Annotated in this window: 18 protein-coding genes; 4 read left to right on the top strand and 14 right to left on the bottom strand. The window is 57.3% G+C overall.

Annotation, left to right across the window (positions count from 1 at the left end):
- Positions 1 to 29: 29 nt before the first annotated feature.
- Both ACVBEG_RS10390 and ACVBEG_RS10385 read left to right on the top strand, forming a co-directional pair.
- A complete protein-coding gene (locus ACVBEG_RS10390) occupies positions 30 to 947 on the top strand; it encodes a dihydrodipicolinate synthase family protein (RefSeq protein ID WP_322216072.1) in 918 nt (305 codons plus the stop codon).
- Between the two features lie 180 nt (positions 948 to 1127).
- A complete protein-coding gene (locus tag ACVBEG_RS10385; RefSeq protein WP_447107673.1) occupies positions 1128 to 2708 on the top strand; it encodes an aldehyde dehydrogenase (NADP(+)) in 1581 nt (526 codons plus the stop codon).
- 145 nt (positions 2709 to 2853) lie between these two features.
- On the opposite strand, the gene ACVBEG_RS10380 is transcribed toward ACVBEG_RS10385, so the two are convergent.
- From ACVBEG_RS10380 to urtA, 9 genes are all read right to left on the bottom strand, one after another.
- Complete coding sequence (locus ACVBEG_RS10380; RefSeq protein WP_447107672.1) at positions 2854 to 3912, bottom strand: AAA family ATPase; 1059 nt, start codon at positions 3910 to 3912, stop codon at positions 2854 to 2856.
- 3 nt (positions 3913 to 3915) lie between these two features.
- Positions 3916 to 4959, bottom strand: a complete 1044-nt coding sequence (locus ACVBEG_RS10375; protein WP_447107671.1) for an aliphatic amidase — start codon at positions 4957 to 4959, stop codon at positions 3916 to 3918.
- A gap of 14 nt (positions 4960 to 4973) precedes the next feature.
- Positions 4974 to 5321: an FmdB family zinc ribbon protein gene (locus ACVBEG_RS10370; protein WP_447107670.1), complete on the bottom strand. Its 348-nt coding sequence runs from the start codon at positions 5319 to 5321 to the stop codon at positions 4974 to 4976.
- A gap of 37 nt (positions 5322 to 5358) precedes the next feature.
- Complete coding sequence (gene fmdA, locus ACVBEG_RS10365) at positions 5359 to 6588, bottom strand: formamidase (RefSeq protein ID WP_322179367.1); 1230 nt, start codon at positions 6586 to 6588, stop codon at positions 5359 to 5361.
- 185 nt (positions 6589 to 6773) lie between these two features.
- On the bottom strand, positions 6774 to 7463 hold the full coding sequence (urtE, locus tag ACVBEG_RS10360) for an urea ABC transporter ATP-binding subunit UrtE (RefSeq protein ID WP_322179368.1): 690 nt from the start codon (positions 7461 to 7463) through the stop codon (positions 6774 to 6776).
- A 10-nt stretch (positions 7464 to 7473) separates the two neighbouring features.
- On the bottom strand, positions 7474 to 8232 hold the full coding sequence (gene urtD / locus ACVBEG_RS10355) for an urea ABC transporter ATP-binding protein UrtD (protein ID WP_322216062.1): 759 nt from the start codon (positions 8230 to 8232) through the stop codon (positions 7474 to 7476).
- A complete protein-coding gene (gene urtC / locus ACVBEG_RS10350) occupies positions 8229 to 9428 on the bottom strand; it encodes an urea ABC transporter permease subunit UrtC (RefSeq protein WP_447107669.1) in 1200 nt (399 codons plus the stop codon). The genes urtD and urtC overlap by 4 nt, the downstream gene beginning before the upstream one ends.
- A 10-nt stretch (positions 9429 to 9438) precedes the next feature.
- Positions 9439 to 10356, bottom strand: coding sequence for an urea ABC transporter permease subunit UrtB (gene urtB, locus ACVBEG_RS10345; RefSeq protein WP_447107668.1), 918 nt, complete (start codon positions 10354 to 10356; stop codon positions 9439 to 9441).
- Between the two features lie 87 nt (positions 10357 to 10443).
- Positions 10444 to 11688, bottom strand: a complete 1245-nt coding sequence (gene urtA, locus ACVBEG_RS10340) for an urea ABC transporter substrate-binding protein (protein ID WP_447107667.1) — start codon at positions 11686 to 11688, stop codon at positions 10444 to 10446.
- 313 nt (positions 11689 to 12001) lie between these two features.
- On the opposite strand from urtA, the gene ACVBEG_RS10335 reads away from it, so the two are divergent.
- Together ACVBEG_RS10335 and ACVBEG_RS10330 are read left to right on the top strand one after the other, a co-directional pair.
- Positions 12002 to 15397, top strand: a complete 3396-nt coding sequence (locus tag ACVBEG_RS10335) for an ATP-binding protein (protein ID WP_447108453.1) — start codon at positions 12002 to 12004, stop codon at positions 15395 to 15397.
- Positions 15372 to 16094 carry a response regulator gene (locus tag ACVBEG_RS10330; RefSeq protein ID WP_447107666.1) on the top strand — a complete coding sequence of 241 codons (723 nt, stop codon included), beginning with the start codon at positions 15372 to 15374 and terminating at the stop codon, positions 16092 to 16094. Before ACVBEG_RS10335 ends, ACVBEG_RS10330 begins: the two co-directional genes overlap by 26 nt.
- An 86-nt stretch (positions 16095 to 16180) precedes the next feature.
- Here ACVBEG_RS10330 and ACVBEG_RS10325 read toward each other — a convergent pair whose 3' ends face one another.
- Genes ACVBEG_RS10325 through ACVBEG_RS10305 form a run of 5 tightly spaced genes read right to left on the bottom strand, consistent with a single transcriptional unit; the run spans position 16181 to position 20896 of the window.
- Positions 16181 to 17131, bottom strand: coding sequence for a serine hydrolase (locus ACVBEG_RS10325; protein WP_447107665.1), 951 nt, complete (start codon positions 17129 to 17131; stop codon positions 16181 to 16183).
- 3 nt (positions 17132 to 17134) lie between these two features.
- Positions 17135 to 18136, bottom strand: a complete 1002-nt coding sequence (locus tag ACVBEG_RS10320) for an ABC transporter ATP-binding protein (protein ID WP_447107664.1) — start codon at positions 18134 to 18136, stop codon at positions 17135 to 17137.
- Positions 18130 to 19122, bottom strand: a complete 993-nt coding sequence (locus ACVBEG_RS10315; protein WP_447107663.1) for an ABC transporter ATP-binding protein — start codon at positions 19120 to 19122, stop codon at positions 18130 to 18132. The genes ACVBEG_RS10320 and ACVBEG_RS10315 overlap by 7 nt, the downstream gene beginning before the upstream one ends.
- Positions 19119 to 19958, bottom strand: coding sequence for an ABC transporter permease (locus ACVBEG_RS10310; protein WP_447107662.1), 840 nt, complete (start codon positions 19956 to 19958; stop codon positions 19119 to 19121). Before ACVBEG_RS10310 ends, ACVBEG_RS10315 begins: the two co-directional genes overlap by 4 nt.
- Positions 19955 to 20896 (bottom strand): ABC transporter permease, encoded by a 942-nt coding sequence (locus ACVBEG_RS10305; protein WP_447107661.1) that lies wholly within the window; start codon positions 20894 to 20896, stop codon positions 19955 to 19957. Before ACVBEG_RS10305 ends, ACVBEG_RS10310 begins: the two co-directional genes overlap by 4 nt.
- Between the last annotated feature and the right edge of the window lie 28 nt (positions 20897 to 20924).

Raw genomic sequence — 20924 nt, 5'->3', positions numbered from 1 at the left:
AAATACTAAATAAGCAACCGGAGGTAATTATGAGCAAGCGCATAGGCTGGAGTGGCGTCTTCCCAGCAGTGACCACTCAATTCAACGACGATTTCTCCATCAACCTGGAGAAAACTCACCAGGTAATCTCGAACGTAATTCGTGATGGTGTGTCGGGTCTGGTGGTGTGTGGTTCGGTGGGTGAGAACACGTCCCTGACTGCCGAAGAAAAAATCGCCGTGACTGAAGTGGCGGTTGACGCCTCACGCGGCCGGGTGCCAGTGATCTGTGGCGTCGCAGAGTTCACCAGCGTGCAAGCCGCCAAAGTCGCCAACGCCGTGCGCAAGGCCGGTGTCGATGGCGTGATGCTTATGCCGGCTCTGGTGTACGGCTCCAAGCCGTTCGAAACCGCCGAACACTACCGCTACGTAGCCAAGAACGCCGATGTGCCGCTAATGGTTTACAACAACCCGCCGATCTACAAAAACGACGTGACCCCGGACATCCTGATTTCACTGGCCGACTGCGATAACGTGGTGTGTTTCAAGGACTCCTCTGGCGACACCCGTCGCTTCATCGACGTGCGCAATGAAGTGGGCGATCGATTTGTGTTGTTCGCCGGTCTCGATGACGTGGTGCTGGAAAGCATCGCCGTGGGCGCAGAAGGCTGGGTCTCGGGCATGTCCAACGTGTTCCCTAAAGAAGGCGAAACCATCTTCCGCCTGGCTAAGGCCGGCCGCTTTGCCGAAGCCATGCCGATCTACGAATGGCTGATGCCGATCCTGCATCTGGACGCCCGTGCCGACCTGGTGCAGTGCATTAAGCTGTGCGAAGCCATCGCTGGTCGTGGTAGCGCGTTGACCCGTCCGCCACGCCTGGCACTGCCACAAGCTGAACGTGAATACGTCGAGCAGATCATGGCCAAAGCGCTGGCAAACCGTCCGGACCTGCCGGACGTCGGTCTCTGAGTGATTGCCGGGCTGAGCCTTGCGGCCCAGCCCGGCTGCTTCTCTCTGCGTGTTTACTAGAAACGCCAGCATGTCCACTCAAGCCTCGCGCGCAATCACCCTCGGGACTGAAGTGGGTCGTGGCCCCGCTCGCCAGGGTGATTCACGGGTCTGAGTCACCCTTCCACACAGGAGTTTTTCATGCCCGAGATCATCGGCCACAACTACATCGGTGGCGCCCGCAGCGCTATGGGCACTATCACTCTGCAAAGCTATGACGCCAGCAGCGGTCAAGCTTTGCCCTATCACTTCGTGCAAGCGACCCCTGAAGAAGTGGACGCCGCCGCCCAAGCTGCCTCCGCAGCCTACCCGGCCTTTCGTACCTTGCCGGCCAGCCGCCGCGCGGAGTTTCTCGAGGCCATCGCTACGCAACTGGATGCCCTGGGTGATGAGTTCGTCGCCCTGGTCACCCGCGAAACCGCACTGCCTACCGGGCGCATCCAAGGTGAACGCGGGCGCACCAGCGGCCAGATGCGCCTGTTTGCCCACGTCCTGCGCCGAGGCGAATTCTACGATGCGCGTATCGATCGTGCCCTGCCTGAACGCCAACCGCTGCCACGGGTAGACCTGCGCCAATACCGAATAGGTGTTGGCCCGGTCGCAGTGTTCGGCGCCAGCAACTTCCCCCTGGCATTCTCCACCGCCGGTGGCGATACCGCTGCCGCGCTGGCAGCCGGTTGCCCGGTGGTGTTCAAGGCCCACAGCGGGCACATGGCGACTGCCGAGCGAGTGGCCAACGCGATCATCCGCGCCGCCGAACAAACCAACATGCCCAAAGGCGTGTTCAACATGATTTACGGTGCGGGTGTCGGCGAGACCCTGGTCAAGCACCCGGCCATTCAGGCGATCGGCTTTACCGGTTCGCTCAAGGGTGGCCGCGCCCTGTGCGACATGGCTGCCGCACGGCCGCACCCCATTCCTGTGTTCGCGGAAATGAGCAGCATCAACCCGGTGCTGGTGTTACCCGAAGCCCTGCAGCTACGTGGTGAGAAAATCGCCCGTGAACTCGCCGCCTCAGTGGTCCTCGGCTGTGGTCAGTTCTGCACTAAACCCGGATTGGTGATAGGTATTTGCTCCCCTCAACTGAACGTATTCATTGAGCATCTCAGCGCTCTGATGGTCGAACAGCCGGGACAAACCATGCTCAACACCGGCACGCTCGACAGCTACAGCAAGGGCCTACAGGCATTGCACGCGCATCCGCTAATCACTCACCTGGCCGGCTGTGAACAACAGGGCAAGCAGGCCCTGCCCCAGTTGTTCAAGGCCGACGTGAGCCTGCTGCTCAACGGCGACCCGCTGCTGCAGGAAGAGGTCTTCGGTCCGGCCACGGTGTTGATTGAAGTGGCCGACAAGGCCGAACTGCAACGGGCACTGCAGTGCTTGTACGGTCAACTCACCGCCACACTGATTGCCGAAGCCGGTGATCTCCAAACCCATGGAGAACTGCTCTCGCTGCTCGAACAGAAGGTCGGTCGGGTGCTGTTCAATGGCTACCCTACCGGTGTCGAAGTCTGCGACGCGATGGTGCATGGCGGGCCCTACCCGGCCACCTCCGATGCCCGCGGCACTTCGGTTGGCAGCGTGGCCATTGAGCGCTTTCTGCGTCCGGTGTGCTACCAGAACTGCCCGGATGCGCTACTGCCCGAACCGCTTAAAGACGCCAATTCACTGGGCATTGCCCGCCTGGTCGACGGCAACAGCACCCGCCAGCCGCTGTGACGGTAACTCGCGAGTGCAGGAGGAATAGCTCCATGAGGTGGGGGCTGACTCCGATCAATGATGGGTTGGCCCCTGCAAGGGGCAGAAGAAAAACTTAACGTCGTGTCCGGGATTAGTTGACCACTGCGCAACACCCTATTATGGATTATGGAGTCCGTGAAAAACCCTTGGGAAGAACCACTAACGTGTGTGATTCGACCGTAGCAGTCATTCCCGTGGTTTGCGGCCAAGACAGCACACACTCCGCAATCGCTGGCTCCAGTTCGACCCTCACTCTTCTTGTCAGCGCACGTGCACCGAAGCGTGAGTCATGGTTACGACACAGCCATGCACTTGCCGCATCGTCAAGAACCAGATTACGGCGATGCTGATCAAGGCGCTGATTCAGTTTGGCCATTTCGATCTGCAACAGCGCTTTCAGCCATTGGTCTTCAATACGCTCGAAGACCAGTATACGGTCGATACGGTTCAGAAACTCCGGTTCAAAACAGGCATGCAGCGCCCGTTCCAATACACCCTCCTCGCCTTTTGGGGCTACACCGAACCAACGCCTCCAACCGCGCGTGAAACGCTCTCGGTGCCTGCTGGCTTGCTGCGCGCCTATATTACTGGTCATAAAGATCAGGCTGTTTCGAAAGTCCAGCGTTCGACTACCGCCCGCTAGCGTCAGCTGGCCATTTTCCAGGATACTGAGCAAGCTGCGCACGACTTCCTTGCTGGCTTTTTCCAGTTCGTCGAACAACACGATCCCAGGGCGGCTGAACGTGCCCTGAATCAGCTCGCTATTGAACAGACTGACGCCTTCTTTGCTACCGACATAACCGGGTGGCGCGCCGGTGAGCGCCGCCGAGTAGTGCTCCTGGGCCAGGGTATGCATGTCGATGCGACAAAAAGCATCGGCACGACCGTGTATAGCCATGGCCAGCAGGCGCACGATCTCCGTTTTACCGACACCGGTCGGGCCCATGAACAGGTTTACCGTCAAGGGCCTCTCGCGCTCACCAATATCGGCTTTGACGACCTTAAGCACTGCTTCGATTGTAGCTAAGGCTGCATCCTGGCCGACGATACGGCTTCGCAGCAGCGCCATCACCTGAGCAGGATCGAAGACAAAGCGCGACGTCAGCAGGCCGGTCGAAGGCGGTGTGGCAGGCTGGTTCGGCTGCTGGTGATTATGCTCAATACGATCATTGGCGAGAGGCATGTTCTAGCCTGCGGTTTTTTCTTTGCCACCGTGGGGAAGTTCACCCACAGGGCAATCAGCCACGCCGATAGTGCCGCGGGTGAGTTTTTCCACATTCTCCTGAGCTTTTTGCGCGTCCAGAACCCAGGTCCGGTAAAAATCAAACGGACAGTCGGCCACGCCCTTGTCGCCGTCGCCGGAGTTATAAACCCCGGTGTAACCGCGATGCAGTAGCTTGAACAGATGATTCTGCGACTGGTCGTTGGCACGGGCATCGCGAATTTGCGAGATAGATAACTGGGCATACTGAATACCCATTTCTTCTTCGCCGCATTCGCCCAAGGTACGGCCGTCGAAGCCAATAATCGCCGAGTGTCCAAAGTAAGAGTACACACCGTCGAAGCCGGCAGCATTGGCGACCGCTACGTAGCAGTTATTGGCCCAGGCCATACTCTTGGACATCATCACCTGCTGCTCTTTGGCCGGGTACATATAGCCCTGGCACCGAACAATCAACTCGGCCCCTTTCATTGCGCAGTCACGCCAGATCTCCGGGTAGTTGCCGTCATCGCAGATGATCAGGCTGATCTTCATGCCCTTTGGACCATCGCAAACATAAGTACGGTCTCCTGGATACCAGCCCTCTATGGGGCACCAAGGAATACATTTGCGGTATTTCTGGACGATTTCGCCCTGATTATCAATTAATACCAACGTGTTGTAGGGCGCTTTGTGCGGATGTTCCTCATGACGTTCACCCGTAAGTGAAAAGACCCCCCACGTGTTGGCCGCACGGCACGCGGCAGAGAAGATCGCAGTCTCCTCCCCCGGAATGCTGGCGGCAGTTGCCATCATCTCGTCGTGGTCATACATGATGCCCATGGTGCTGTATTCGGGGAATACCACCAGATCCATGCCAGGAAGACCGCGCTTTATGCCCGTGATGATCTCGGCAATTTTGTGGGCGTTTTCGATGACCTCGGCCTTTGTGTGCAGACGCGGCATTCTGTAATTGACGACAGCGACACCAACGGTGTCCGGGCTGCTGGAAATATCACCATGGCGCATGAAGTTGACCTCTGTTAATGGCTGATCATCCACGGTCTTGGACCGGTTTTACTCTTGAGGCCCAGTGGATTGGCCTTGCTCGGCGTCACCGGCTTGCTCGGTGCGCAACAACTACAACCACTGGGGTGACGCCGGTTCTGCTGGTATTCGCCGACGGTCTGCGGCGCGTTTGCACTGCGCTCATTGGTCGTGATCGCCATACGCTGATTGCTCGACAATGTCGGTAGCGACGGTGCCGAGAGAATCAACCGCCCTCCGTCACCCGCGCAGATCGGGCACTGACACGGTTGATGACGCTGGTCCATGGGCCGCAGCATCGTGAACGAGCCGCAGGTCTGACATTCGTACTCATAGGTCGGCATGCAGCTCTCCTGACAATGAATCGGGCGCCGAGGTGGCTTACAGGTCTGGGGCAATCGGCAGATCAATGCTGCCGTCGAGGTGTTTCGTCGGACCGTTGGCGTTGGGGTTGATGTCGAAATCGAAGATCTCGGTCGGCAACCACAACGTCGCGCACGCGTTGGGAATATCGACCACACCGCTGATATGCCCTTGCACCGGAGCCGAGCCCAGCAGCGCATACCCTTGAGCGGGCGAGTAACCGAACTTGGTCAGGTAATTGATGGCATTCAGGCAGGCCTGGCGGTACGCGATATTGACGTCCAGGTAGTGCTGCTTGCCCTCTTCATCCACAGAGATACCTTCGAAGATCAGGTAGTTCTGGTAGGTCGGAATGATCGGGCTCGGTTTGAATACCGGGTTTTTGATCCCGTATTTGGCCATGCCGCCCTTGATCAGCTCGACTTTCATATGGACCCAGCCGGCCATTTCGATGGCACCACAAAAGGTAATTTCGCCGTCGCCCTGACTGAAGTGCAGATCGCCAACCGACAAGCCAGCTCCCTTGACGTAGACCGGAAAGAAAATCTTCGAACCCCGTGAAAGGTCCTTGATGTCGCAGTTACCGCCATGCTCGCGGGGCGGAACGGTTCGCGCGCCCGTGGCAGCGGCTTCGTCGCGGGCCTGGCCCTTGAGTTTGCCCATGTGTGCAGTTGGGGCCATGGGTGCGTTGGCAAGCGGTGGCACCCGGGTCGGATTGGTATCGATCAGTTCCTGCTCACGCCGGTTCCAGTCCGCGAGCATCACGTGATCCGGCAGGCATCCGATCAGACCGGGATGGATCAAGCCCGCAAAATTCACACCCGGGATGTGCCGCGAGCTGGTGAACATGCCCTTGAAATCCCAAATGGCTTTCTGTGCGCTGGGGAAATGATCGGTCAGGAATCCACCACCGTTTTGCCGTGAAAAGAAACCGTTGAAACCCCACATCGATTCGGCTTTGGCACCGATATCCAGCAAATCGACCACCAGCAGATCACCCGGCTCCGCACCGTGCACCCCTACCGGCCCAGACAAGTAATGCACCGTCGAGAGATCGACATCACGAACATCGGAGGCATCGTCATTGTTCTTGATTGCACCGGCAGTCCAATCATAGGTTTCGAGGATGAAGTCCTCTCCGGGCTTGACCCAGCACGCCATCGGAATATCCGGGTGCCAACGGTTGTGGATCTGTTCGTTCTCGGTAGCGGCCTGATTGAGGTCAACCTTGATCAACGTGTCGGTCATGACGAAGCTCCTGGACTGAATAGGGCGTGAGGCGTTGGAGCCAGTTTCGAATGCTTGAGCCAATCAGAAAATACGTTGGATGACGTATGCCCATAGCCAGCAGGAACGGGGTCTTCAGTCCTTTTCCAGCGCACGCGAAAAAGCCCGCGCCGCGTATGAAAGCGGGCGGGCATAACGCATAAGGATCACACCGACAGGTAGCGGCTGATGGTAGCTTCGTCGACCTTGTCGCGGGTTTCTTCGACCACGAAACGACCTTTTTCAATCACCAGGAAACGGTCGGCGATTTCCAGAGTGAACGACAGCACTTGCTCCGAAACGACGATAGTCAGGTCGCGCAGGTTGCGGATTTCTTTGAGCGTGCGGGCGATGTCCTTGATGATTGACGGCTGAATGCCCTCGGTCGGCTCATCCAGCAACAACACTTTTGGATTAGTCGCCAAAGCGCGGGCGATCGCCAGTTGTTGCTGCTGGCCGCCCGACAAGTTGCCGCCCTTTCGCGAGCGCATTTCGTAAAGCACCGGAAACAATGCATAAAGGTCATCGGGCACCTTACCCTTGGCCGATGCCGGCAATCCGGTCTGGATGTTTTCCAGCACACTCATGCTGGGAAATATCATCCGCCCCTGAGGCACGTAGGCGATACCTCGCTCGACTCGTTCATGGGTTTCCAGTGGCGAGACATCATGGCCATCGACGCTGATGCGTCCGTGCCACTGCGGCAAGATGCCCATCAGACTCTTGAATAACGTTGTCTTGCCCATGCCATTGCGCCCCATCACGGCAACAATCTCACGCTTGGCGACGTTCAGGTCCAGGTCATGCAGGATTTGGCTCTGACCATAGCCGCAGGACAGTTTGTCGATGTTGAACATGTCCGACTCCTCAATGGCCCAGATAGACTTCAATGACTTTGGGATTTTTCTGTATGGATTCCATGCTGCCCTCGGCCAGCACCTTGCCTTGGTGCAGCACCGTGACCTTGTGCGCGATGCTCTTGACGAATTCCATGTCGTGCTCGATCACCAGCACGGAGCGGCCCTTGCTGATTCGCTTTAACAGCTCGGCGGTTTGTGCCCGCTCGTTGACGCTCATGCCGGCGACCGGCTCGTCGAGCATCAACAGGTCCGGGTTCTGCATCAGTAGCATGCCGATTTCCAACCACTGCTTCTGGCCGTGGGACAACAGGTCGGCTTGCTGTTGCAACAGGTCTCCGAGGAAAATCTCATTGGCTACCTCCTCTACCCGGGCAATCACTTCGGCACTGCGCTTGAAGAACAATGCACCGAACACCTTGCGGCCTGCGGGATAAGACATTTCCAGATTTTCAAACACCGTCAGGTTCTCGTAGATCGACGGGTTCTGGAATTTTCGCCCCACTCCAGCGCGGACGATGTTGTACTCATGCATCTTGGTCAGTTCCTTTCCATCGAACTGAATACTGCCGCTGGTAGCGCGGGTCTTACCGCAGATCAGATCAAGCACCGTGGTCTTGCCTGCGCCATTGGGACCAATCACCACGCGCACTTCGTTGCGGTCGATATACAGATTGAGGTTATCAACGGCCTTGAAGCCGTCAAAAGACACGGTCAGTCCCTCGATGGTCAGCACTGGCTTGTTCATTTCAAAACCACTGGCACTCATGGTCGGGTCTCCAGGGAGGTGCTGCTAGCAGGCTGAATCGACTGTGGAGCTACGCTGGCTAATTTGCTCACCACAGACATCGACGCGGGCTTGGCAAGGGGCCGTTGCGAGCGACGAAGCAGTTTTGCCAGGGCCTGCCGACCATGAGTATCCCAAAGACCAGCAAGGCCATTCGGGAAATACATGACCACCACGATGAACAGGCCGCCCATCAGGTACAACCATAATTCCGGGAAGGACTCGGAAAAGTAGGTCTTGCCGTAGTTGACCAGCAACGCGCCGTACACAGCGCCAAGCAGCGACATGCGCCCTCCTACCGCAGCGAATATCACCATCTCGATGGACGGCACGATCCCCACGAACGAAGGAGACATAAAGCCGACCTGCAAGGCGAACATCGCGCCGCCAGTGGCCGAGAATGCGGCCGCTACACAGAACACGAAAATTTTGAAACTGGCCACGTCATAACCGGAAAACCGCACGCGTTCCTCCTTGTCGCGCATGGCCATCAACAACCGACCAAGCTTTGACGCAAGGATGAAACGGCCCAGGAAAATACAGCCAAAAAGCAACCCAGCATTGATGAAATAGAGAATCATCTTTGCGCTGTCATCCCGCAGATCCCAGCCCAGCAAGGTCTTGAGGTCAGTGATACCGTTAACCCCGCCAGTCAACCCTTGCTGGCCCACAATCAGCACCGTGAGAATCAGCGCGATGGCTTGGGTGACGATCGAAAAATAGACATCCCCGACCCGTCGTTTGAACAATGCCACGCCGATGATGAAGGCAAGCAACACAGGCACCGCCACCACCGCGAACAACGTAAACGTGAAACTGTGGAACGGGACCCATAGCCATGGCAGTTCGGTGATCTGGTTCCAGTCCATGAAATCCGGGATGCCCGGCGTAGACTGGATTTTGGTGCTTGCGGGATCAGAGGCTTCGAGCTTGAGGAACATCGACATGCAATAGCCGCCGACACCAAAGAACACGCCCTGCCCCAGGCTAAGAATCCCACCGTAGCCCCAGCACAGCACCAACCCAACGGCAACGAATGCATAGGTCAGGTATTTACCGACCATATTCAAGCGGAACGCATCCAGCGTGAGTGGAAACACCACCAGGATCAGTATCGCCAACAGCAAAATACCGATCAGGTTCTGTTTGCCACCCAGGAATTTATCTAAAGCAGTCATAGGATCGCCTCTACTTGCGCACTTTGATGGAGAACAACCCTTGCGGGCGCAACATCAGGATCAGAATGACGCCGGAGAGAGTCAGTACCTTGGCCATCGAACCACTCAGGAAGAATTCGGAAATCGACTGCGTCTGGGCAATTAAAAAGGCTGAAGCGATGGTGCCAAACAGGCTCTGCGCCCCACCGAATACCACCACCAGGAAGGTGTCGACGATGTACTGTGAGCCCGCCGTCGGACCGGTCGAGCCAATGGTAGTAAATGCGGCACCGGCCACCCCGGCTACGCCGCAGCCAAGGGCAAAGGTCATGCGGTCGACTTTCCGGGTATTGATGCCGACCGCTCGGCTCATCAGCCGGTTCTGTACCGTGGCGCGCACATGCAGGCCCCAGCGTGAACGGTAAAGCATGAGGAAGATGGCGGCCGTGAGCATTAACGTCAGGGCCATCATGAACAGCCCGTTGCGGGGAATTTCGATGGACTCGGTGGGGTTGAACGAACCCATCAACCATTCCGGCGGCGTTGCACTGACTTCACGTGCGCCGAACACGGAGCGAAAGGTCTGCTGCATCACCAGTGATAAACCCCACGTCGCCAACAGTGTGTCCAGCGGGCGCTTGTAGAGCCGACTGATCATTGCCCACTCGACCAGCCAGCCAACCGCCCCGGCGATCAAAAAAGACAACGCGATGGCGAAGAAAAAATAATACGGCTGAAAGCTCGGTGCGTAGTGTGTAGTCAGGCTTGAACACACGTAGGTCGTATACGCGCCAATGGTGAGAAACTCGCCATGGGCCATATTGATCACGCCCATCTGACCAAAAATGATCGCCAGCCCCAACGCCATCAGCAGCAGCACGCAGAACACGGAAAGCCCGTTGAACCCTTGCATCGCCGCGATGGCACCAAATTCCGATAGCCATTCCATGATGATGGTCTCCTGGTACCAGGGATATTTTCTGATCGTTCATCCGAAAGCCCGCCTTACTCATGGAGCACGGCGGGCGGGCAGCACTTACTGATAGCCTTTCGGGAACGGGTTTGGTTCGATCAAGTCAGACTCGTGGACCACTTTGAACTGGCCGTCAGCCTGCACTTCACCGATTCTCGCCCTGCTCCATAGGTGATGGTTTTCGTGGATTTTCACGTAGCCTTCAGGTGCGTTGGTCAGTTCAATGCCAGGAGACGCAGCGACAACTTTGTCGACATCGAAGCTGCCCGCTTTCTCTACGGCAGCTTTCCACAGCCATGGGCCGAGGTAGGCGGCCTGAGTCACGTCGCCGATCACCGAGTCTTTGCCATATTTGGCTTTGAAGGCGGCGACGAAGGCTTTGTTGGCTGGGTTATCGAGGCTCTGGAAGTACTTCATCGAGGCGTAAAAGCCCGCCATGTTCTCACCGCCGATGCCGAGTAACTCATCCTCGGTCACCGACAAGGTCAGCAGTGTCTGCTTGGCGGCGGTGACACCGGCAGCGTTGAGCTGCTTGTAAAAAGCCACGTTGGAACCACCAACGACGGCGGCGAATACCACATCAGGCTTCTTCAACTTGATCTTGTTGATCAGCGAGCCGAATTGTGTGTTACCCAGCGGGTAATAGTCTTCACCGGCCACCGTGCCATGCAGCACGTTCTCGATATGCTTACGGGCGATTTTCATCGAGGTGCGTGGCCAGATGTAGTCAGAGCCAACCAGATAAAAAGACTTGGCGCCTTTGGTCTTGGCGATCCAGTCGAGGCTGGCGAGGATTTGCTGGGTGGCCTCCTGGCCGGTATAGATCACGTTCTTCGATTGCTCGAGGCCTTCATAAAAAGTCGGGTAGTAAAGCAGCCCGTTTTCCTTCTCGAAGATCGGCAACACCGCTTTGCGCGACGCCGATGTCCAGCAACCGAATACCGTGGCTACTTTGTCATTGACCAGCAACTTCTTGGCCTTCTCGGCGAATGTTGGCCAGTCCGATGCGCCATCTTCCTGGACGACCTTGATCTGCCGGCCAAGAATCCCGCCCGACGCGTTGATCTGATCGATGGCCAGCCGTTCAGCCTGGATAGAACCGGTTTCGGAGATTGCCATGGTGCCGGTCGCCGAGTGCAACTGCCCTACGGTTACTTCGGTATCGGTCACAGCCAGCCCGGTGGTATTGGCTGCATCGGCCATCACGCCTTGGCTGAAAACACTCGCGGCCAGCAATGAAAGCGCTGCTGCGCCCAGCGCCAGACGGCGCGGTAACAGGCGTTTAGTCCGTATCAATCGTGATTCCATGCTTTTTACTCCTCTGCGGTTGCGCTGCCGGCTCGCCTTGCGGGTGCCTACATCGGTTATGGCAACAGCATGGCCGCATGCCATGGAGCCGGGTATACGCAGCTTGACGTAACCGCATACGTCATTTGACGTAGCGTAAATCGCACCAACTCGGCGCAGCCTACTCTCGCCAGGAAGCCCGCCTTGCGCCGGAGAGTGGGTAACTGTTGAGCGTCGAGGCCGGGGCATGAAAGTTGCAGACTCACTGAACAGCGGCACAAAAGCCTTCCACCCGACATCGTCAGGAAGCCTTGGCCCACAGGAGCCTTCCACCGTGCTACCAGCCGGCACCCAGCGCATCGTCAAAATCCGTCGCGACTACAACAGTTGGGTCGCCGACGAGACGATGGAGGACTACGCGCTGCGCTTCACGCCAAAGTCGTTTCGAAAATGGTCGGAGCTGCGAATTGCCAATACCGCGCTGGGTGCCGTTTCATTCCTGGCACTGGAGGCCATCGGAGGCGCACTGGCACTGAGTTACGGTTTCACCAACACGCTATGGGCAATTCTCGCGGTCAGCCTGGTGATTTTTCTGACCGGCCTACCGATCAGCTACTACGCAGCCCGTTACGGCGTGGACATGGATCTGCTGACCCGGGGGGCCGGTTTCGGCTATATCGGTTCGACGATTACATCGCTGATCTATGCCAGCTTCACCTTCCTGTTTTTCGCGCTCGAAGCCGCGATCATGGCGTTGGCCCTGGAACTTTATTTACATATTCCGTTAGCTTTCGCCTATGTGATTTGCTCGTTGCTGGTCATTCCGCTGGTGGCCTATGGCGTGACCTTGATCAGTCGCCTGCAACTCTGGACCCAACCGCTGTGGCTGGTGCTGCTGGTATTACCCTACCTCTTCGTGCTGCTGAAAGATCCTGATGCGTTCACCAACTGGGTCAGCTTTGGTGGCAGGGATGGCGAAGGCGGCGAGTTCAACCTGGTGTTCTTCTGTGCGGCCTGCACCGTTGCGCTGTCGCTGGTCACGCAGATCGGCGAACAGGTCGATTACTTGCGTTTCCTTCCAGAGAAAACCGAGCGCAACCGCAAGCGCTGGTGGGCCGCCCTACTTTGCGCGGGCCCAGGATGGATAATTCCAGGCGCACTGAAAATGCTAGCCGGCGCCTTTTTGGCCTTTCTGGCCCTGCAACATGAAATTCCGATAGAACGCGCCGCCGAGCCGACGCAGATGTATCTGGTGGCCTTCAATTACGTGTTCACCTCACCAGAATGGGCCTTGGGCGCCATGGTGCTGTTCGTCATCATCTCCCAGATAAAGATCAACCTGACCAATGCCTATGCAGGCTCCCTGGCCTGGTCAAATTTTTTCGCGCGAGTCACCCACAGTCATCCGGGACGCGTCGTCTGGCTGGTATTCAACGTAGCCATTGCGCTGATGTTGATGGAGTTGGGGGTGTTTGACGCCATCGAACAGGTACTCGGCCTTTACGCCAATATCGCCATTGCCTGGATAGGTTCGGTGGTCGCGGACCTGATCATCAATAAGCCACTGGGCCTGTCACCCAAACATATCGAATTCAAACGCGCGCACCTCTATGACATCAACCCGGTGGGTGTCGGCGCCATGCTGATCGCCTCGCTGTTGTCGGTGCTGGCGCACTTTGGCCTGTTTGGGAGCCTGGCGCAGGCTGCGTCCCCCTTCATAGCACTGGGCACTGCGCTGATCATGGCCCCGCTACTGGCCTGGGCCACCCAAGGCCGCTACTACATTGCCCGCAGCAGCGCACCGGAACTGCTTTACCCCACCGGGCCGACAGCGGTGCTGGCTTGCGGTCTGTGCAGCAACTCGTTCGAAACGGCCGACATGGCGTTCTGTCCGGCTTACAGCACGCCCATCTGCTCGCTATGTTGCTCGCTGGATGCCCGCTGCGGTGACGTCTGCAAACCCCACGCCCGGTTGGTTGCACAGTTCGAGGCGCTGGTGCGCTGGCTGCTGCCCAATGTCACCGTGCCGCGCCTGCATACACGATTAGTGCACTACTTGGGACTGCTAACAGCGTTGGTCTTGATGCTGAGTGGCGCCCTGGCGTTGATCTATGGTCAGGTATCTCAAGGCTTGCCCCATTCGCCTCTGGCTCAACAGACGCTGTATCAGGCATTTTTCAAGGCATTCCTGACCCTTTCGGTGTTCACCGCAGTCCTCGCATGGTGGGTGGTACTGACCCGGGAAAGCCGGCGAGTTGCTCAAGAAGAGTCTGATCGTCAAACGCTCTTGCTGATGCAGGAAATAGAGGCCCACCGCTTGACCGACCGGGCACTGCAACATGCCAAAGAGGCGTCCGAAGCGGCCAACGCCGCAAAGAGCCGCTACGTGACAGGGCTGTCCCATGAGTTGCGCACCCCCCTCAACAGCATTCTTGGTTTTACCCAGATACTGCAGCGCGACGCAGCCATGCCCGAGCAGCACAAGGATGCGCTGGCGACCATCCTGCGCAGTGGCTCGCACCTGCTATCGCTCATTGACGGGCTACTCGATGTGGCCAAGATCGAAGCCGGCAAGCTGCGCCTGGAACTCACCGAGATTCCTTTTCCTGAGCTCATCCACGATCTGGAGCGCATGTTTACACCACAGGCCGAGGAAAAAGGTCTGCGCTTTCGCCTGGAGCGTATCGGAAGAATACCAGCGGTAGTACGCGGGGATGAAAAGCGGGTCCGACAGATCCTCATCAATCTGCTGGGCAACGCGGTCAACTTCACCGACAGCGGTGAGGTCTGTCTGCGCGTGAGTTATATGCGCGAGACCGCCACGTTCGAAATCACCGACACAGGGATCGGCATTGACCCGGCACAAATCGAACGGATATTTCAACCCTTCGAGCGCGGCGATTTGATGCGCCAGGACAAGGGCGTAGGTTTGGGGCTGACCATCACACGCATGCTCACCGCGCTCATGGGCGGCGAATTGTTGGTGAAAAGCGAACTGGATCAAGGTACGTGCTTCCAGGTGCGTCTTTTTCTTTCGCAAGTGCGGGTTCCACAGGCTGTAGTCCACGTTGAGCACGACATTATTGGTTACCACGGGCCGCGACGACTGATTCTGGTGGTAGATGATCATGTTGATCACCGCAAGGTGCTCAACGGCATGCTCACACCGTTGGGTTTCAACGTGGCACAGGCGAGTAACGGTCAGGATGCGATCCGTCAAGTCGCCCTGCTGGGGCCGGACTTGATTCTCATGGATCTGTCCATGCCAACCATGGATGGCTGGGAAACCAGTCGGCTGATCCGCCGCAACGCATTGTCTACCGCACCGATCATTGTGATCTCGGCCAATGCCTTCGCCGACGACCGAGAACGCAGCGTGGCTGCCGCCTGCAACGATTATCTGGCCAAGCCCGTGCGTACCCCGGAGCTGCTCGAACGCATTCAGAAACAGCTGGATCTGCAGTGGCTGCGGCGCACTCAGACTATCGCCCCCATCGCGCCAACCCCGAGCATCCTGCCGTGGCCCAGCGACCTCGCCGCCCTCGGTGAGCTCTGCGACATCGGCTATGTGCGTGGTCTTCACGAAAAACTGGACGCCATCGAAACCGATACCCCAGCCACAGCCCCTTTTGTGGCGGAGATACGAACGCTGCTAAAGAACTTCCGCCTGGATGAAATCAACCGTGCCCTCAAGGAGGCAGAAGATGGATGTGCTGACGAAAATCGTTGAACCTGGCGTGATACTTATCGTGGACGACACGCCAGAAAATCTCGCCGTACTTTCCGATGCGCTCGATGACGCCGGCTATATGGTACTGGTTGCACTCGATGGTCTAAGCGCCCTGAACCGCATACAACGGCGCCGCCCGGATCTGATTCTGCTTGATGCGGTGATGCCTGGACTTGACGGTTTTGAGACCTGCCGCCGGATCAAGGCGCAACCGGCCAGCGCCGATATACCGGTGCTGTTTATGACCGCTTTGACGGACAGCGAACATGTCGTCCAGGGCTTCGAGGTGGGTGGCAGCGACTACGTGACCAAGCCTATCCAGACTGACGAAGTGCTCGCGCGCGTCGCGGCACACCTGCGCACTTCGCGCATCCTGAGGTCGGCTCGCGCAGCTTCACAGCTGCCAATCCTGACGCTCAACGATGAACCGGCCCATGAAATGCTCTCGGCCCGTTTTCAGCTCACTGAACGCGAAGTCGAAGTGCTGCGCTGGGTAGCTTGCGGCAAGACCAATCGAGACATAGGTGACATCCTTGGCCTGAGCCCGCGCACCGTGAACAAACACCTGGAGCATGTGTATGTGAAGTTGGGCGTAGAGACACGTACAGCCGCGACCTCAGTAGCACTGTCGGCAATGACCGAATGGCCACGGACCCAATCAGGGTCCGCCGTTGTTCGTTCAACCAGCGTTCTTTGAGCGCGGGTACTCTGTCGGTGAAGTGTTACAGCTACCCAGCAGATTAATGTCATGGATGGGCCGCCCGCCAAGCAATCATGTATTGCTTAACGCGCCGACTCAATTAATGCATACGCCTTCCGACCGATCGACGGGAAGACCTTTTCGTCCGTCGATACCGTTCGACCGTGGCTGAACAGAATCAAAGTGAACGCTTTGAAAAGAGCGTCTGGATTGTCCCCCAGTTCGATATAAGCTGCATCGTGCCGGTTGTAGCTAGAGAGTGGGTCACCCGTCGAACCATTCCATCCAGCTTTTGAATACAGCGTGGCTGTGGTTGGAAGCCCTCCTCCCAGAAAGCCCCGGACCTGAGCCGCTTCCTGAGTAACGAACGCCTCGTCCAGAGGTCGCAAAAAGCGCTGCCGCATGCGGTCACAGCGCTGCAAATTGCCTAGAGTGCAACTGAATAACTGGAAAAATAGACGCGCCGTAGCATCGGTGGTCAATCTATTGTGGTTGTTACCCCCAAGCGTAGCGAACTGTCTTTCCCGGCCGTAACGGTCGTCATCCATGAGCTTCTGACAGACATTGATGCCTTCGAGCTCGGGCCAATCCAAACTTTTGAAATAACGATTGGCGACGTTTCGCTGACTCTGCCAATCGTTGAACGCCTTATCTTCAAGCAAGGTATCGCCCGTTGTCCCACTGATCAGGTCGATGATGTAATTGGTCGCGTTATTGCTCGACCACAGGATCATGTCCCGCATGGCCCGCTCCAATTCATCATGCATCTGTACCCGACCCTCTTGAAGTGCGGCTTCGATGGCAACAAGGTAAAAGCTCTTGACCACACTGGCGGGATAGAAAGGTTTATTGCCGTTATAGCTAAAACCCAACGGAGGGGTGACAGCCAGATCAGCCGTCAACGGCGAAGGATGGAGCAACAGCGTCAACGCCATATCCTGACGGTCCACACCTGATAAGGCCAGTTGCTGTTGAACATCCTCGAGAAGCTGCGAACCTATCTGGTTCGCAGGCTCACTGGTCCGATAAAACATGGGTTAAAGCCCTCTACTGTCGAGAATCACTGGCAGGCAGCGTGCCTGATGTGTGGGGTCTAGTTCACATAGCGCAGGAACTTCTTTCTTGCAGGCATCGATAACAAAAGGGCAGCGGGTTGAGAAGGCGCAGCCCTTGGGCGGGTCGAATGGATTGGGCAGTTCGCCCTCAAGACTAACCATCTGATGGCGCTGATCTGGATCCGGTAGCGGGATCGCGGACAACAACGCTCGCGTATAGGGATGCCGAGGCGACTCAAACAGCCTGTCCGCATCGGCCAGTTCCATGTTCTGCCCCAGATACATCACTGCGATGCGCTGGCTGATATGGCGCACAACGCTCAAGTCATGAGCAATGAACAGGAAGGCCACGCCCAGCTTGTCGCGAATGTCTTCGAACAAATTGATGATCTGCGCCTGCACCGAAGCGTCCAGCGCCGATACCGGTTCATCGGCCACGATCAGCTCAGGGCCTACCGCAAGTGCCCTGGCAATCGAAATACGCTGACGTTGACCGCCGCTGAACGCATGTGGCAGGCGATCCTTCAGGCGCGGCGCAAGGCCCACAGTAAGCAGCAGTTCATCAATACGTTCAGCCCGCTCGTTGCGAGTGCTGCCAATACCATGCACACGTAGCGTCTCGTCCAGTGTCTGGGCCAGACTCATGCGTGGGTTCAGCGATGAATAGGGATCCTGGAAAATCATCTGGATCTTGCGACTGACGGCTTGACGGTCACCGAGCTCACGCAACGGTCGTCCACGCCAGAGGATCTCCCCGGCCGCAGGCTCATAGAGACCGACCAGACAACGGCCCAAGGTGCTTTTGCCACAACCAGACTCACCCACCAGGCCAAGGGTTTCCCCGGAGGCCAGACTGAACGATACATCACGCACCGCCTGCAGTTCGCGGCGAGGCGCCCGTGTCACCCATTCATAGACCCCACGAGGCGCGGCAAAACTCATCGACAGGTTGCGCACTTCAAGTAGCGGAGGCTCGATTACCATGCTAACTCCTGCAGTCGGATGCAAGCGCTGAGGTGTCCGGGTTCGACTTCGACTAGTTGCGGGTCCACGAGGCTGCAACGGTCAGTCGCATAGGAACAACGCGTATGAAACCGACAACCACTGGGCAGTGCGGCCAGATTTGGCGGCTCCCCGCCGATGGGCCTGAGCTTGTGACGCGGCCCGGTGAGCACCGGTAAAGCATCAAGCAGCGCTCGCGTATAAGGATGTGACGGACGGTGGAACAACTGCCGGACGTTGCCACTTTCGACAATCCGTCCGGCATACATCACCGCTACACGATCGCAAGTCTGCGCTACCACGCCCAGATCATGTGTGACCAACAGCACGCTCAGACCGGTGTCCTGACGCAGACGCAGCAACAGTTTGAGAATCTGATCCTGAACGGTCACATCCAGCGCAGTAGTGGGCTCGTCCGCGATGAGCAGCCGAGGCCTACACGCCAGAGCGATTGCAATCAGCACGCGCTGACGCATACCGCCGCTAAACTCATGGGGCCAGGCGCGCAAACGTTGTTCTGGCGACGTCACGCCGACTGCCTTGAGCAGGGCCAGAGTCGCTTCGCGTAGCGCTGCACCAGACAACCCGTCATGCCGACGCAGACCCTCCGCGATTTGCTCGCCGATACGCATAGTAGGATTAAGCGCCGTCATAGGGTCCTGAAATACCATCGATATCTGGCGACCGCGGACATCGCTCAGCTGCGCTTCGTCCAGGCAGGCCAGGTCAAGCCCGTCGAACAGCAAGCTCGTAGCCGTCACCTTGGCATCGGCACCGCCGAAAAGACGCAATAGCGAACGGCAGGTCGCGCTTTTGCCGCATCCCGACTCCCCCACCAGACCAAACACCTCGCCCTGACGTATTTCAAAGCTCACGCCATCGACCGCCGTAACCGGTTGCTGCGATGTCTGAAAACGCGTCGTTAAGTCGTTGACCTGGAGCAAGGCCCGAGAAACTTCTGCGATCATGATTTAGGCCTTAGAAAGTCATCCAGCCCATCGCCAAGCAGAGCAAAAGTTATGCCTACATAGACAATTGCCAAGCCGGGAAACAAGGATATCCACCAACCGTCAACAATGTAATTACGCCCTTCTGAAATCATCACCCCCCACTCCGGCGTCGGCGGTTGAATACCGAGGCCGAGAAAACCCAGCGAGGTTACGGCGAGGATCGTCAACACCACATCGGCCATCATGAACACGATAGCGGGCGTAATTACGTTCGGCAGGACATGCCGCAAAACAATGCGCGCATGGCTGTAGCCCAACACACGAGCGGCCTGGATGTACTCGGCATTTTTCACCAGTAACACCTCGCCACGCACGATGCGGGCGAAGGAAATCCAGATCACCAAGGTGAACGCCAAGTACATATTGCCAATGCTCGGCCCCATGGAGCCGACGATGGCGATTACCAGCACATAGAACGGAAACGCCCAGAGAATATCCACCAGACGCATCAGCACCGCGTCCACCCACCCGCCGATATAACCCGACAGCAAACCAACGCTGGTGCCAATCACGAAGGGCAACAACACACAGATCATGGCGATTTGCAGGTCTACGGCGGCGGCACTGACAACCCGGGCCAGTACGTCGCGACCCAAGTCATCGGTACCGAACCAGTGACCCATTCCAGGGGAAAGCAACGTCTGATCGAAATCCACCATCAGCGGATCTTGAACGATCAACAAAGGTCCTGCGTAAGCGATCAGCAGCAGCAATACCAGTAAGGCGAGGCCACTCTGCAAGGCTCGATTCCTCGCAAGCCGTTGCCTGGTTTCCTGATTAAAAAAGTGACTCATGAGAACTTCATCCGTGGGTCGGCAAGCTGATAGGCAAGGTCAGTGAGCAGATTGATGAACACCACGAGCACAGCGAAGGTCACGGTCAAACCCTGAACCATCGGGTAGTCGCGGGCTCTGATCGAAGAGACCAACAGATTGCCCAACCCCGGAACGGCGAACACAGATTCGATGACCACAGTACTGCCGATCACCCAACTGGTATGGACACCCAGCACCGAGATGGTAGAGAGCAGGGAATTACGCAGTACATGGCGACGCAACACCATTCCCCGAGTAAGGCCCTTGGCTACAGCGGTATCGACGTACTCGGAGCCCAGCACGGAGATCACTGAGCTGCGCATCGAGCGGATCGTGAGCGCTGCTGTGCCCAATGCAATGACCAACGCAGGCAAGAACAGATGGTAGACACGATCCAGTGCCCCTGCGCCATAACCCGACACGGGAAAAATCGGCCACCGGATGCTCAACAACAGAACCAGCAACACCCCCAACCAAAACGCCGGCATCGACATGGCAATCACGAAAAATAATTTGATCGACTGATCTATAACCTTGCCACGTCGTAATGCCGAGAGCATTGCCAACGGCACCGTCAAAAAAATCGCTAGCACCGTACTGTAGGCCACCAGACTCAGCGTGGCCCACATACGATCCCAGATCAGCGGTCCGACATCAGTTTTGTAGGCGATCGAATGGCCGAAGCTGCCAGTGAGGCTATCACCCAGAAATGTCAGGTATTGCTGCCAGAGCGGCAGGTCCAGTCCCAATTGCCGGGTAAGAAGCGCTATATCTTCAGCGCTGCCACGGTTCCCGAGAATCAGGGTGGCTGGATCACCTGGCATCACCCGTAGAAGGAGAAAGGCTATCAGGGTGATTCCCAGCAAAACCGGAATCAACTGAATCAGCCGCATCAAACAAAAACGCAAAATCTGCATGTGCACTCCGCAAAAAAACCGACACCCG

Source organism: Pseudomonas sp. GG8, from assembly GCF_052976945.1.
The sequence above is the reverse complement of the archived record's forward strand: the minus strand, read 5'-3'. Positions and strand labels throughout refer to the sequence as shown.